The 14,876-nt window shown below is 62.8% G+C and carries 14 protein-coding genes; 4 read left to right on the plus strand and 10 right to left on the minus strand.

Annotated features, from left to right (window positions below):
- Positions 1–456: 456 nt before the first annotated feature.
- From AB0313_RS18620 to AB0313_RS18665, 10 genes are all read right to left on the minus strand, one after another.
- A complete protein-coding gene (locus tag AB0313_RS18620) occupies positions 457–735 on the minus strand; it encodes an HPr family phosphocarrier protein (RefSeq protein WP_366307413.1) in 279 nt (92 codons plus the stop codon).
- Positions 736–795: 60 nt separating this feature from the next.
- Positions 796–1,644 (minus strand): PRD domain-containing protein, encoded by an 849-nt coding sequence (locus AB0313_RS18625; RefSeq protein ID WP_366307415.1) that lies wholly within the window; start codon positions 1,642–1,644, stop codon positions 796–798.
- Positions 1,645–1,726: 82 nt separating this feature from the next.
- Entirely contained in the window at positions 1,727–3,175 is a 1,449-nt protein-coding gene (locus AB0313_RS18630; protein WP_366307417.1) for a glycoside hydrolase family 1 protein, read from the minus strand.
- A gap of 16 nt (positions 3,176–3,191) precedes the next feature.
- Positions 3,192–5,162, minus strand: a complete 1,971-nt coding sequence (locus tag AB0313_RS18635; protein WP_366307419.1) for a glucose PTS transporter subunit IIA — start codon at positions 5,160–5,162, stop codon at positions 3,192–3,194.
- A gap of 204 nt (positions 5,163–5,366) precedes the next feature.
- Complete coding sequence (locus AB0313_RS18640) at positions 5,367–6,698, minus strand: MFS transporter (RefSeq protein ID WP_366307421.1); 1,332 nt, start codon at positions 6,696–6,698, stop codon at positions 5,367–5,369.
- A 173-nt stretch (positions 6,699–6,871) separates the two neighbouring features.
- Entirely contained in the window at positions 6,872–8,065 is a 1,194-nt protein-coding gene (locus tag AB0313_RS18645) for an MFS transporter (protein ID WP_366307423.1), read from the minus strand.
- Positions 8,066–8,101: 36 nt separating this feature from the next.
- A complete protein-coding gene (locus AB0313_RS18650) occupies positions 8,102–8,794 on the minus strand; it encodes an NAD(P)-binding domain-containing protein (protein ID WP_366307425.1) in 693 nt (230 codons plus the stop codon).
- A 24-nt stretch (positions 8,795–8,818) separates the two neighbouring features.
- Positions 8,819–9,226, minus strand: coding sequence for a DUF2255 family protein (locus AB0313_RS18655; RefSeq protein ID WP_366307427.1), 408 nt, complete (start codon positions 9,224–9,226; stop codon positions 8,819–8,821).
- Between the two features lie 8 nt (positions 9,227–9,234).
- On the minus strand, positions 9,235–10,257 hold the full coding sequence (locus tag AB0313_RS18660; protein WP_366307429.1) for a zinc-dependent alcohol dehydrogenase family protein: 1,023 nt from the start codon (positions 10,255–10,257) through the stop codon (positions 9,235–9,237).
- Between the two features lie 5 nt (positions 10,258–10,262).
- Positions 10,263–10,598, minus strand: coding sequence for a carboxymuconolactone decarboxylase family protein (locus AB0313_RS18665; protein WP_366307431.1), 336 nt, complete (start codon positions 10,596–10,598; stop codon positions 10,263–10,265).
- Positions 10,599–10,881: 283 nt separating this feature from the next.
- Here AB0313_RS18665 and AB0313_RS18670 point away from each other — a divergent pair, with 283 nt between their 5' ends.
- The 4 genes from AB0313_RS18670 to AB0313_RS18685 all read left to right on the plus strand — a co-directional run bounded on the left by AB0313_RS18670 (position 10,882) and on the right by AB0313_RS18685 (position 14,832).
- Positions 10,882–11,790, plus strand: coding sequence for a helix-turn-helix transcriptional regulator (locus tag AB0313_RS18670; RefSeq protein WP_366307433.1), 909 nt, complete (start codon positions 10,882–10,884; stop codon positions 11,788–11,790).
- Complete coding sequence (locus AB0313_RS18675; protein ID WP_366307435.1) at positions 11,787–12,209, plus strand: cupin domain-containing protein; 423 nt, start codon at positions 11,787–11,789, stop codon at positions 12,207–12,209. Before AB0313_RS18670 ends, AB0313_RS18675 begins: the two co-directional genes overlap by 4 nt.
- Before the next feature lie 3 nt (positions 12,210–12,212).
- Positions 12,213–13,199 (plus strand): aldo/keto reductase, encoded by a 987-nt coding sequence (locus tag AB0313_RS18680; RefSeq protein ID WP_366307437.1) that lies wholly within the window; start codon positions 12,213–12,215, stop codon positions 13,197–13,199.
- A gap of 583 nt (positions 13,200–13,782) precedes the next feature.
- Positions 13,783–14,832, plus strand: a complete 1,050-nt coding sequence (locus tag AB0313_RS18685) for a Swt1 family HEPN domain-containing protein (RefSeq protein WP_366307439.1) — start codon at positions 13,783–13,785, stop codon at positions 14,830–14,832.
- Positions 14,833–14,876: the final 44 nt, after the last annotated feature.

Below are 14,876 nucleotides of genomic sequence, written 5' to 3' on the forward strand. Positions count from 1 at the left end.
GACACGCAACTCCAACCTCGACTGGGCAGACGCCAAGGCATAACAGCGCCATGAAGAGGATTCAAGGCACCAACCGCGGAAACGACAAACCGCTCACGCCCTCTGTCCTCACCATGCACGGTCCCCGCGGCGTGTACTAAGCTCTCCCAGGGGGCCTGACGCGAAAGCGGTACGGATGTGGGCGGCTGTGGGCGGCTGACAATGGCATCCCGGTGATCACCTGCGTGCGGATTCAAACGAAAGTAGCGGCGAAGTACGAAGCCGTTCACTAAAAGCAGCAAATAACAAATCAGGGCCGGAATTGATCGCTAATTCCGGCCCTGATTTTAGTTTTGCAGCATCCTTAACCTGACTTGGTTCATTTCCTGAAACGATATGAAGGGGAACGGATCACCTGGTCCGCCGGGGATCGGCGATAAGGGCATTTCGTGACATCTGGCACCGGCCAACTCCGCCTCATCCAGCGTCCAAGTCCGTTTCAAGAAGTGCGGCCAACTGCGCCAAGGCTTCTTCGGCACCATGGCCTTCGGCGCGGAGCACGACCCTGTCACCGCTTTTGGCACCTAGGCTCAGCACGGACAGGATGCTCGAGGCGTCGATCGCATCCTCACGCGGGGTGCCGTCGTGGGTGATGGTTACCTCGGTGTCGAGGGCGGCGGCGGCTTCGGTGAATATGGCGGCGGGGCGGGCGTGGAGGCCGGAGGTGCTGGCGATGGTTGCTTCGCGCTCGGGCATGATTGCTTCCTTTGATAGTGCTCGTTGGTGAATCGGGGACGCCTTGGGCGTGCCAGTCAGTCAGCCGGGTACTTTGACGTCCGTGACGAGGCGGGCGATGTGGAGGGCGAGGTATGCGACTTCGTCGCGGGTGAGGGTGGTGTTGAGGCCCATTTCCAGGAGGTACTGGATTTTGGCTGCGCACACGACTGCTTCGGGGTGGCTTTGGATGATCGCGTCAACCAGCAGGGAGGACTCTTCAGAGATTTGCTTGCCGGAGGCCACCCGGCTGAACAGGTAGCGCAGGTGCGTGACGAAACGGGCGGCGTTCATGGACTGCTGGTCTACGTCGATACCGAAGGTCCGGTCGACGAGTTGAAATGCTTGTTGTATGACGCCTGTCATTTGCATGGTTTTCTCCATGCCTTGGGTGGCGAATTGGGCGTTGACGAAGTGCATGGCAAGGGCGACTGCTTCGTCGTCGGGCAGGCGGATACCCAGCGAGGTGGCAACGAGGGCCAGGGCTTCCCGGCCTGTGGCCAGTTCCTTGGGGTAGAGCTGGGATACCTCCCAGGCGAGGGGAAATTGGGCAGGAATGCCTTCCTCAAGCCGCTGCACCGCGAAGTGAAGGTGGTCAGCCAGGGGTACAACCAGCGCCTGGCTGACCCGCAGCCCGAGCAGTTCCTGCGCAAGTGCGGCAACGTCGCCGGCAGCGCTGAGATAGTCGAGCGGGATGTCGTTGAGGAACCGCGCCAATCGGTCCATGTTGGTGTTTTCCGCGGCCACGAATACCTGGTCGGCGGCCTCACGGCCAATGGCATCCCCGGGTTTCCGGCCGTGCCCGAGTCCACGGCCGATCGCCACAAGGTCCTTGCCGTCGTCATCGACGGCCAGCACGGCGTTGTTGTTGAGTACGCGCTTGATCTGCACGCCTCACCATTCCTTCCTAAAAAAGTCGGTTGCTTGATGGTGCGGGGCCACGTGCCCCGCACCATCAAGTGCTGCCCGCCAGTTAGCCGGCGGCTTGAGCCGCTGACGCGGCCGTGGCTTCCAGGCGCTCCCCACCGGAGGCGATGACGTCCCGGTACCAGAAAAAGCTGTCCTTGCGGACCCGTGTCAGGTCCTTGAGATCATTCTCTGTCCGGTCCACAAAGATAAAGCCGTAGCGCTTGGAGATTCCCTGGTGCGTGGAGACCAAGTCGATGGCAGTCCACGGGCAGTAGCCAAAGACCTCCACGCCGTCGGTGATCGCCAGCCGGATCTGTTCCAGGTGCAGGCGAAGGAATTCGATCCGGTAGTCGTCATGGACGCGGCCGTCAACGAGTTCGTCGAAGGCGCCCAGTCCATTTTCGGTGATGATGAGCGGCAGCCGGTACCGGTCCCAGAGCCGCCGCATGGTGGTACGGAAGCCTACGGGGTCGATTTCCCAGCCGAAGGCGTTGACGGGCAGGTGTTCGTTCTTCTCCGCCCGGTACAGCCCGACCTCGCCGCGTGTTATCTGCTGGTCCCCGCCGCGGATCTGGATGTCGGAGGCGTCCCCCCGGGACGCTCCCACGGTCTGGGTCGAGTAGTAATTAAAGGCGAGGAAGTCCGGCCTGGCACTGGCGAGCAGCTCCAGGTCGCCGTCCAGGATTTCCGGGTCCCAGCCCTTGGCCTTCAGGTACGTCCACGCCAACGGGTGGTAGCTGCCTCGGATGGACAGGTCCGTGTAGAGCAGGTTCCGAATAGCGTCCCAATCGTCCGCAGCGACCACGTCCTCCGGTGCGCATGTCGCCGCATAGACCGAGACAATGTTCGGCGCGGGCCCGATCTTCGCCCCGGGCAACATCTGGTGGCACAGGACCATGGCCTTCGCCTGGGCGAGGAACATGTGGTGGTTCTGCTGGTACAACTCCCGCCCGGAAACCTGGCCACTGCGCCCGGTGGTGCCGATAGCCCGCCCGTGCAGGATCATCATGTTTTGTTCGTTGATGGTGAGCCAGTACTTGACCTTGGAACCGTACTCCTCGAAGAGGATGCGGGCGTATCGTTCGAACGCGTCGATGGTGCTCCGCCGGGACCACCCGCCGCGCTCATCGAGCGCTGCGGGCAGATCGAAGTGGTACATCGTCACCACCGGTTCGATCCCCCGGGCAAGGAGCGCGTCGATCACGTGGTGGTAGTGCGCGATGCCGGCAGGGTTTACCTCTCCGTCGCCGTCCGGCACGATCCGGGTCCAGGCGATCGAAAACCGGTACGCCGTGAGCCCCAGTTCGGCGAAGAGTTCCACGTCCTCCTCGAAGCGGTGGTAATGGTCGGCCGCGACCGTGAAGTCGGTGACTCCTTCCGGCCGGTGCATGTGGATATCTATCACGGACGGACCCTTGCCGTCCTCGTCCCAGGCGCCCTCCACCTGGTAAGCAGAGGTGGACGCTCCCCAGAGGAAATCGGTGGGGAACGGGGTGAGTTGTTCGTGCTGCATGTGGTGCTCCCTTCTTCTAGCGTCCGACCGCGGCGATCAACGTACCGGGGGTGACGGCGCCTTGGGCCAGTGGCTGGACCGGGGCGTCTTTCGGTCCGTTGGTCACCACGAGGAGAACGGTGGCGGGATGGCCGGCCTCACGGATGGTCTTGAGGTCGGCGGTCACGAGGCGCTGGCCGGCTTCAACCCGGGCGCCGCGGGCGAGCGGATTATGGAAGCCTGCCCCCTGCATGGTGACGGTGTCGATGCCTACGTGGACCAGGACCTCTGCTCCGTCGTCGGTTTTGATGCCGAAGGCATGGCCGGTCTTCATGGCTACCGCTATGGTGCCGCTGACCGGGGAGACGATGGTGTCCTCGGATGGTTCCACAGCGATGCCGGGGCCCATGGCGCCGGAAGCAAACACCGGGTCGCTGACCTGGGAGAGCGGTACCACGGAACCTGCGCAGGGCGCGGCCAGCTGGATGGTCTCGGTCCGTACCAGTGTCGCGGTGGTGCCGGAAGCTGCAGCCGATCCGTGGCGACCCGAAGACGAGAAGGCTTCCTCCTCCAAGGATGGGGCCGCCTCGGTGGCTGGGTTGTCGACTGTGGGCTTTTCGAACTTGAAGGACAGGAGGAAGGTCAGAGCACCGGACACGACTGCGGCGATGACCAGGGCGATGATGATGTTGATCATGTTCTGCAGGGAGTTATCGCCGATGTAGAGGAGCACGGCGGGCAGTCCGGAGGAGCCGGTGGCGAAGCGGTGCGTCTGGGTCAGGCCGGCGTACAGGCCGCCGGCGCCGCCGCCGATCATGGCCGCGATCAGCGGGTAGCGTTTGGGCAGGGCAACGCCGTAGAGGATGGGTTCGGTGATGCCCATCAGGCCGGTGATGCCGCCGGCGGTGGCGATCTGGCGGGTCTTCTTGTCCCGTACCCGGAAGGCGACGACGAGGGATGCGACGCCCATGGCGATGTTGGATACCAGGGCGCCCGGGCCGAAGATGCTCTCCTTGCCGGTCTGGGCGAGCTGGAGGACGCCCAGGGGTGCCACACCGTTGTGCAGGCCGAACATGACCATGACGGGAAGGGTGGCGCCTATCAGCAGGGGCGGGGCCCAGGCTGCGTTGGTGCTCAGGAACCCGAAGAAGGAGCCGAGGTAGCCGCTGAGGATGCTGCCGATGGGGCCGAGGACAACCAGGGCCAGGGTGCCCATGATGAGGAATGTCAGCATGGGTACGAAGACCAGGTTCACGGACTTGGGCACGACACGGGTCAGGAAACGCTCAACGTAGGCCTGGGCGAGGATCACCAGGATGATCGGGATCACCGCGCCGGAGTAGGTGGCCAGCGGGACCGGCAGCACGTCGAAGAAACTAACGGGGTCCTTCTTTGCGACCATCGCCGTCCACACCGGGTGAAGCATCATGGCCGCTACCGCTGCGGCCAGGATCGGGCTGATCTTGAGCTTCTGCGCGGCCGTGAACGCCAGGAGCACCGGAAGGAAGTAGAAGACGGCGTCGGCGAACATGTTCACCAGCGCATAGGTCTGCGATTCCCGGGACACCAGGTTCAGGACCACCAGCAATGCCAGCAGCGCCTTCACCATGCCCGCGCCGGACAGTGCGGGGATCACCGGCTGGAAGACGCTGGCGACGAATTCGATCACAGCGGTGCCGGGATTCTTCTTCTTGCCGGCCGAGGCTTCATCGGCCGCGGCAGCAGCTCCGTTGTGGGCGGCCGCGTTGGTTGAGAGGTCGCCGAGTTCGCGTTCGACCTCCTCGAACACGTCCTGGACGTGCGTCCCCACCACGACCTGGAAGACGCCGGCATTGGACAGGGATTTGGCGACGCCGTCGGTGGCGTTCAGTTCGTCGACGGCGACAGCGGACTCGTCCCGCAGCACGAAGCGGATCCGGGTCTGGCAGTGGTAGGCCTCGATGATGTTGGCTTTGCCGCCAACCAGCCGCACGATGTCGGCGGCCAAGGGAGCATATTTGGTGCTCATGATTTTCCTCGCGTTCTTCGGACTGCTCAAAGGAGCAGTCGGGGAAAGGCAACGCGGCTCGGGAAGCTTTTTTTGGGCACAAAAAAAGCTCAAGCCGGTTGACCAATGAAGGTCGAAGAGCTTGAGCCTTGCCCCGCCTGAAGCGGGTTACATACCCAGGTCTCGAAAGAACCAAAAACAGTGTGACAGGTGATTCCCGTCACGTCAAACCCCTACATTGCGGGGTTGAGGGATGAAAAGGCTTCCGGCGGCCGCAAGAAGCAGGGCGGCCGCGGCAGCGCCGAAGCCTATCTGCAGGCCGGGGATGAAACCCATGGGCGATGCGAGGAGGCTGCCGAAGACCGCGATGGCCACAGCCCCGCCGACCTGACGGAAGGTGTTGAAAATGGCGCTGGCGGTGCCGGCCTGTTCCCCCGGGACGCTGGCGAGGACGACCGAGGTAATCGGCGGCATGGCCGTTGCCCCGCCCATCCCGTTGAGAATCATCAGCGCTGCCACCAGTGGAGGCGCTCCGAGGGGCGCGGTGAGGAGCAAGGCGACCATCCCGGCGGCCATGGAGCTCAGTCCGAGTACTGCAGGCAGGCGTGGGCCGAACCGGTTCGCGAGCCTGCCGCTGACGACGTTGCCCAGGATGCTGAACGCCGAGGACGGAAGGAACACCAAACCGGCGGCAAGCGGGGGCAGGCCAAGGTGTTGCTGGAGGAACAGACTGAGGGTGAACACGCTGCCGAAATTTCCGACCATGAACGCGAAGCCTGCCACGAGTGCGATCCGCATCCCGGCAGGGGCGAAAAGTCGCAGTGGCATCATCGGATGCTTGGCGCGAGCCTGGATACAAATGAACACGGCGATCCCTGCGGCTGCAAGAACCAATGCGGTGATCGGCACGCCGCTGAAGCCGTGCGCCCCGCCCATAATGAGCCCGTACATCAGGGCCGTCAGGGCGATCAGTGAGGCCATCTGGCCGCCCCAGTCGAAGGGCGCCGGGCGTCTGGGTGACGGGGCGACGTTACGCACGAGCACCAGCATGGCGATGCACACCGGCAGATTGATCGCGAAGACGAACCGCCAGTCCCACGTGGTCAGCAGACCACCGAGGGCCGGGCCGACGGCGCCGGCGACAGCCCCGCCCACTGCCCAGATTCCCAAGGCACGGGTTCGTTTCCGGGCATCCGGGAACGCCTCACGGATCAGGGCCATGGATGCCGGCAGCATACCTGCCGCGCCGGCGCCTTGAAGGACCCTGGCCGTGATCAGGACGCCCAGAGAGGGAGCGGCCGAGCAGCCGATCGAAGCCAGCAGGAAGAGCAGGATGCCCCAACTGAAAGCGCGCTTGGCTCCAACCCGGTCGGACAAATTCCCGGCGAACAGCAACAATGCGGCAAAGGTCAGTGTGTATCCGTCGATGACCCACTGCTGCCCGGAGATGTCTCCTCCGAGGTCTTCTCTGATGCTCGTCAGGGAAACGTTGACAATCAGGATGTCCAGCGTGATCAGGAAGAAGCCGAGCGAACCCAGCAAAAGCGCTATCCGCACACCAACCGGCTCCTTCTCCCCCGCGCTGGTGGTGGATGGTCTTGTCGTCCTGGGCGTGGGCCGCTGCAAAGGTGTCCTCTCAAAAATTCGAAAACGAAAGTGTCGGGCCCAGGCATTTTCAGGCCTGCGATCCGTGGGAAAGCGGACGCCAGCTGCGAGCAGCCGGCGTCCGGTCACGTGTGAGCGAGGCGATCCCGCGACGTGAACCAGATCAGCAAGGCTGCAAGGGTAAGAGCGATGGCTGCACACATGATCGCTGCCCACCCTCCCGCAGTCCAGAGGGGACCTGAGACAGCGGACCCCAGCGCGCCACCGATGAAGTTACTGACGACCAGCGCCGTGTTGAGCCGGCTGCGTGCTGAACCCGGCAGGGTCAGGAGGCGCGTCTGGCCGAGAACTGAGTTCGCCTGCGCTGCGGCATCGAACAGGATCACGAGCACAACCAAGGCGGTGATTGAGCTGCCCGCAAGCAACGCGCCCACGAGGGTGAAGGCGAGCAGCACCAGGGCGATCCCCGAGGCGGGGACGGACCAGCCACGGTCGTGGACTGCGCCGGCCCTCCTCGCCGCGAGGGCACCGGCCAGCCCGGCCAGGCCCACCAGGCCGATCTGCCCGACGGAGTACGAGAACGGTGGCGCCGCCAAGAGGAACGTCAGCGACGTCCAGAACAGGGAGAAAATCGTGAAGCCCAGTGCGCAGATCAGAATGGTCGGCAGTGCAGCCGGATACTGACGGACCGTGGTAAACACGGAGGCCAGTAACCGGGGGTAGGGAACCCGCTCCCGTGGCTCCAGATGCGGAATGAGTGCGTACAGCACGACGGCAAGGACGACGGTGAGGATGGCGGCGATGACATAAATAGCGCGCCAGCCAAAGGCTTCGGCCACCAGGCCGCTCACTGTCCGGGACAGAAGGATGCCGGTCAGCACCCCTGAAGCAATCGTTCCCACAATCCGGCCACGCTGCTGGGGTGCAGCGAGCTCGCTGGCCAATGGTACGAGGAGCTGGGCAGCAATGGTGGTGAAGCCAACTGCGCCCAGGGCAGCCAGGAGAAGAGAAAAGGTGGGTGCGGCGGCCGCCCCGAGGAGCATGACCGCGGAAAGGCCGAGGACGGTGGGAATGAGCCGGCGGCGGTTCAGTACATCTCCGAGCGGAACCAGGAGGAAGATGCCCAAGGCGTAGCCGATCTGGGTTGCGGTGACCAAGGCGGCTGCGATCGAACGGGAGACACTCAGCGAGCTGGCTATCTCTTCGATTAACGGCTGTGCCCAGTACAGGTTGCTGACGGCGAGCCCACCGGCGATGGCAAAAGCAAGTGTCCGGGGCCGGCTCATGCCGGCAGTCGCAACGGCAGGGGCAGTAGGCATGTGCGCTTTCATTTCAGTAGTTCAGGCCGCCGGCCTTTAGTGGGTTCCACGGATGACCTGGATATTTAGCTCGAAAGTGCCCAGGGCACCAACGAGGGTGAAGTACAGCCGTGAGTACATCTCGGCGCCGCGGGCACCGGTGATATCGCCAAGGTCAAGAATTGACCCTTCGGACCAACCAAAGCCGCCCAGCAGGCCCCGGACCGTTTTCTTGGCTTCCGAGTCATTGCCTGCAACAAAGATGGTGTGCTCACCCGGGACACGGCTGGGGTCGATCATCACTTGCCAAAACACGGTGTTCAACGACTTCACAACCCGTGCGTCGGGAAAAGCACGCTGGATCTGCTCGCCGAGGCTGTCCGTGTTGGCGACTGTGAGGGTGGGGGGCATCCCTTGGGACAGGTCCAGCGGCAGGGCCAGATCCAGCACGACTTTCCCGGCAAGGTTCTCCGCGCCCACGGCTTCGAGCGTGTTAAGGGCGTTCTGTCCGTTGGTGGCGTTGAGAACGACCTCACCATGCTCACCGGCCTCGGGAAGCGCCACCAGGCGGACAGCGGGATTGGCTTTCTGCCAAGTGGCGTAGGGTTCGTACCCCACCGAGTCTGGTCCGGTGCGAGCGAGCGTCTGTTCGACGTCGCGGGTGCCTATGACGACGTCATAGCCGAGGCCGGACAGCCGTCCTGCGAGGGCCTGGCCGACCTTGCCGGTTCCCAGGACTGCGATCTTCATAGATGCTCCTTCTCGTGGTTCTGCTCAGCTGGCATTCGCGGGAATGATCTCGACGGTCGCAGATTGCGGGCCCGATGCGAGCATGGGCGGCAGGTAGAAGCTGGCTGTGTACTTCTCCCGGTAGGCTGCGTCGATTCGGTCCCTGAGGGACTGGTCGGCGGCGGGGGCGAACTCGACCTCGAAGGTGGAGCCAGCCGTGGTGATGCGGCCGGCCCGCTGGCGCATCGCCGATTTGTACCAGCGGGAATTCGTACCGTTCCATGCGCGAACGAACAGCCGTCCGTCGACCACGACGGACCAGATCCACGTCGGCGTGCCATACGTGAAGCCGTCATCGCGCAGCGGTGCTATGTGAAGGTCGTCGGTGGCCGCAATGCTCCTGATGTCTGCGGAAGACCATGAGGTCATGACGTTCTCTGCTTCCTTTCTCACCCTGGCGCCTAGGGCAGGAGAAGTGTCTTGATGGCCCGGCGCTCGTCCATGGCCTTGTAACCCTCGGCCACCTGGCTCAACGGAAGGGTCAGGTCAAAGACCTTCCCCGGGTCGATTTCCCGGCGCCAGATCCGGTCGATCAGATCAGGCAGGAAACGCCGGACCGGTGCCGGGCCGCCGTGAAGGTGAACGCCGGAGTAGAACAGCTCTTCACCGGGGATGTTGATGCCGTGCGCGACACCAACGAATCCCACATGCCCACCGGCGCGGGTAGACCGGATCGCCTGCATCATCGCTTCCTGGGTGCCCACTGCCTCGACAACGGAATGCGCACCGAGGCCACCAGTTAGATCCTTGATCTTCGCTGCACCCTCGTCGCCGCGTTCGGTCACGATATCGGTGGCGCCAAATTCACGGGCGAGTTTCCGCCTCGATTCATGGCGGGACATCGCAATGATGCGTTCGGCCCCGAGCTGCTTGGCTGCAAGGATCGCGAGCAGCCCGACCGCCCCGTCACCGACGACCGCTACCGTCTTGCCCGGGCCGGCTTCGGCGGCGACCGCGCCGAACCAGCCGGTACCCAGCACGTCGGAGGCCGCCAACAACGATGGAATCAGCTCCTGCTCGGGCATGCCCGGGGTGGCGACGAGTGTTCCGTCGGCAAGCGGGACGCGCAGGAGCTCGGACTGTGCACCACCGGCGCCGGCGAACTCCCCGTGGGCGCAACGGGACTGATAACCGGCCTGGCAGATTTCACAGGTGTTGTCCGAGGCCATGAACGAGCCGACCACGAATTCGCCGACCTTAACGTTTCTGACCTCATCACCGATCTGTTCGACGACACCGACATACTCATGCCCGATAGGTCTGGGCTGGCTGACCCGATTGACGCCCCGGTAGTCCCACAGGTCCGACCCGCAAACGCAGGCCGCGGCCAAACGGATGACAGCATCGGTGGGGGCGAGAATCTGCGCGTCCTCTCGCTGCTCATACCGGACGTCGCCGGGGGCGTGGATAACGGCTCCATGCATGATCGTCAGTTCTCCTTCGTGAAAATGTTCTTGGCCACGGCCATCGCACTCATCCCGTTCGGCCATCCTGTGTAGAACGCGAGGTGGAGGATCGCTTCCTTCAGTTCTTCCTCCGTCACGCCGTTTTGGCGGGCGTAATCCAGGTGGAAGTTGAGTTGATCCGCCTTCCCTGTCGCGATCAACGCAGCGACGGTGATCAGGCTCCGGTCCCGCTTGGACAGGCCCTCACGTTCCCAGACCTCGTCAAACAGCACCTTGTCCGTGTAGTGGACTATTCCGGGTGCGAAGTCACCGAACGCCTTTTGGCCGCCGGTCCAGCCAGCACCTGTGTTCTCGGCCATGATCTTGTCCTCTCATCGAATCCTTCTTCTCTTCTCCCGCACTCCGGGACGCCCCTGGCGTAGGTTCACAACCAAACAGCGCAGCAGATCCTCGGTGACGGTTCACGCGTCTACGGCGGCACCCTGCCAGCAATGGCTGCTGCTCTGGCGGGGCTGAAAGCCGCCGCCCTGAATCCTTTGGGGATTCCATAACATCTGAGAAATATCTTTGGAGGGAGTCACTGATGAGGGGTGTACCAACAGGGCATCCCTGCCCGCTCCCCCACGCCGTAGCCTTGGAGGCGTGGACAACCGGAATGAAGTTCGGGACTTTCTCATGTCCCGACGAGCGAAACTTACCCCCGAGCAAGCGGGCCTCCCCATCTCCGGGCAACGGCGCGTGAAGGGCCTGAGACGCAGTGAAGTCGCAATGCTCGCCACCGTGAGCATCGAGTACTACGCCAAAATCGAACGCGGAAACCTTGCCGGGGTGTCCGATGCCATCCTCGATGCGGTAGCAGGAGCCCTCCAACTCGACGACGCCGAACGCGAGCACCTATTCGACCTCGCACGCGTCGCCAACGGTGCGGCCCAGCCAGTGCGCAGACGCACACCACAGAAGTGGACGGCCAGAGACAGTCTGACCAGGGCCCTCGACGTCATCACGGACGGGCCCGCATTCGTGCGCAACGGCCGGATGGACATCCTCGCCACCAACCCGCTCGGCCGCGCATTCTACGACCACGTGTTCGACGGCCCCGGACAGGGCAACCTCGCCCGGTTCTGTTTCCTCGATGAACGCGCCAAGGAGTTCTACCCCGACTGGGAAGCTGCCTGCGATGTCACCGTTTCCATCCTGCGCACCGAGGCCGGCCGGGATCCCCGCGACAAACAGCTGCACGACCTGGTCGGGGAGCTCTCCACCCGCAGTGACGCGTTCCGCACCCGATGGGGAGCCCACAACGTCCGTCGGCACGGCTCGGGCACCAAGAACTTCCACCACCACGTAGCCGGCGAGCTGACCCTGACATACGAAGGGATGGAGCTGACCGCCGAACCCGGGTTGTCGTTGCTCATCTACACAGCCGACCCAGGCTCTGCCAGCCAGGAACGCCTCCGGCTGCTCGCCAGCTGGGCGGCCACCCCGCAGCAACAGCACGACACGGACCTAAACATGACAATGGCCGCCGAGCCAAAGGAAACGAAACGATGAAACTACTCTCCCTGCCAGCCACCACGAAAAACCCGCCGGAACAATTCACCGGCGATGTCTGGATGGACCCGATAGCCGTCCCCCAAGAGCCCGGCCAGCGAATGGTCGTAGCATCTGTGCGGTTCGCACCCGGAGCACGGACAGCCTGGCATTCCCACGAGAACGGTCAGACGCTGCACATTACCGAAGGCACCGCCCTGATCGGCACCCGCGACGGAACCGTCATTCGCGCCACACCAGGACAGAGCATCTACACCCCGCCGGGAGAAGAACACTGGCACGGCGCCGCACCGGACCGGTTCATGACCCACGTTGCAATGCTTGAGAACAGTGAGGATCCCGCCACCACGACGGCCTGGCTCGAGCACGTGACAGACGACGAATACACCAGCGCAGACACGCACACCAAGGAGGCGTGAAACATGCACACCAGGACACTCGGACAAGGCCTCGAAGTATCGGCGATCGGGATCGGCGCGATGGGGATGTCCCAAAGCTACGGACCCAACCCCGGTAGCCGGGAAGAAATGATCAATGTGCTCCGGTCCGCCCTCGACCACGGCGTTAACTTCTTCGACACCGCCGAAGTGTACGGCCCCTACGACAACGAAGAGCTCGTCGGTGAAGCCCTCCAACCGATCCGCGACCGGGTCGTCATCGCCACCAAGTTCGGCTGGGACATCCAGGACGGCCAAAGCGTGGGACTGAACAGCCGGCCCGAACAAATCCGCCGCGTCGCTGATGCATCCCTCAAGAGGCTGCGCACCGACGTGATCGACCTGTTCTACCAGCACCGCGTCGATCCCGACGTGCCCATCGAAGACGTCGCCGGCACCGTCAGCGAGCTGATCACCGAAGGCAAAGTCCGCCACTTCGGCCTGTCCGAAGCCTCCGCCAACACGATCCGCCGCGCGCACGCCGTCCAACCCGTCACCGCGCTGCAAAGCGAATACTCCCTCTGGACCCGCGACCCTGAAGCCGACGTCCTCCCAACACTGGCCGAACTCGGAATCGGCCTCGTGCCGTTCAGCCCCCTCGGTAAAGGCTTCCTCACCGGTGCCGTGGACACGTCCACCACCTTCACCGACGGCGACATCCGCAACCGCGTACCCCGATTCAACCGCGAGAACCTCGCAGCCAACCAAGCACTCGTCGAGCACGTGTCCGCCCTGGCCAAGGCCAAAGAAGCGGCCCCGGCGCAAATCGCTCTGGCTTGGCTGCTCGCCCAACAGCCATGGATCGTACCGATCCCCGGAACCCGGCGCACCGCCCGCATCAAGGAAAACGCCGAAGCCACTCAAGTTCCACTCTCCGCCGACGAGATCGCTGACCTCAACACCCTCGCCGAGCGCGTCGGTGTCCACGGCGACCGCTACAACGCCAGCCACATGGGCTACGTCAATCGGTAGGCATGACCGTCACGGGCAAAAGCCGAATCAGAGGCAACACCCCACCGCCACTGACGCCACTGATTCCGGCCGGACCGACATACACAAAGCAGCGTATGGCTGACTACACCCCAACCTGACGTCAGAGACCGAGCACAATGAATGTCAGAACAGGATCCAACTCGTCCTTGTCTGACGCTGGGTCAAGAATCTCTTAGAGATCAATCTGACGTTGACCGCCGTGATTGAAGCGCTGTTGCGGGTCATGATGGTTGGCTGGTTACAGTCAGCGGGGCGAGGACTGCATGGCGGAGGGTGGGTACCACGTTCTGATATGGAAGGGACGTGGACGTTGCCCGACTGATGATGACGGGAGCATGTTCACGTGTCAGGTGGCGGCCTCAATTGTTCGGCGACCGGCAGCCGCTTTGCGTTGATTCGTATTTCATTTGAATTCGTCATGTTGCCTGAGGTCTTGCCGGTGACCAGCGCCAGGATCCCCGGAGGTCGACTGCACCAAACATTCCTCAACTCATGAACGACACGTACGCAACTAACTGAACTGTTTTCGCGTTGCGCGGCAATCCAGTGCAATTATCTGACCGTGGATCTTGATGAAGACAGCCTCTCTCCCTCGACGATCAGCCAACTCAATTCACTGAGTCGGTTTGGGCTTAGCGAAAAGGCCCTCGTTCTGTATGGGCGGTGGTGGCAGTTCGAAGATTGGCTACGACAACTCGCTTACGTCGAGCTCAGGTCGAAGTATGGGCGTTCCTGGTCCACGCACATACGTGGGTCTACATTGAACCAAGACAGGGACGCAGAGTGGACACACATGCTCGCGCGAGATAACGAGAACCCCCTTGCCTACCTCGATTTTCCCAAACTCTCGGATCTCATGATCGCGGAGTGGGATATCTTCAAGTTCGCCCTTCCTAGGCTCGAGACCTGGAAAAGCCACGTGAGCGAACTCAACATGGTGCGGCGGAGAATAGCGCATCTCCGTTTGGCTCATTCAGATGATTTGGCCCGCTTGGAGCAGGCTCTTCGCGACTTGGAACGTGGCGCCTTCATCACATTAGCTACCTACAACTCTCGCTGGCGGCCGCAGGGCACCAGTTCCGACCCCATAGTCGACGGCTGGATCAATAAGAAGCATGACGATGCTCAACGTCTGATTGATCATGCCTACAGCCAGTATGAGGTTTCCTTTAACCTTCGAATCAGCCATCGTCCATGGGCTGGATCCCGAGGAGTTTCCCCGGTGCCTGGACCGGGAAAACTGTGGCACGCAGAGTTCTATTCGCTCCGGATTCCCATCGACATCGCTGAACTCTGGCGCAACGGTTACTTCCATGAACCGCAAGATCTAGTCCTACACGTTGAGGTGAATTCCCCCCATAGCGTGTCGTTCACCTTTGCTGATGTTGACGACCATAGGGAGATTGCCGATGCCATCGGGAACACATTCGATGCCATCCTTACGTCTCGCAGCCGGATTGATGACACCAGCCCTCATGATTGGCAGCGTGCAGCTCGCGAACTCAACTACAGGATCACAGCTGGAACGGGGTGGAACGTCGTTGATGAAAGCACGCTGCCTATTTCGCTCTTCGGAAGTGGTGGCAGCGTGCAAGAGTTTCCACGATGGTAGCCACCATCTGCGGCCTCCGGCGACGTGCGGTGCGTCCTCGGTGG

It is taken from the genome of Pseudarthrobacter sp. NPDC080039 (assembly GCF_040702335.1).
GTDB lineage: Bacteria > Actinomycetota > Actinomycetes > Actinomycetales > Micrococcaceae > Arthrobacter > Arthrobacter enclensis_A.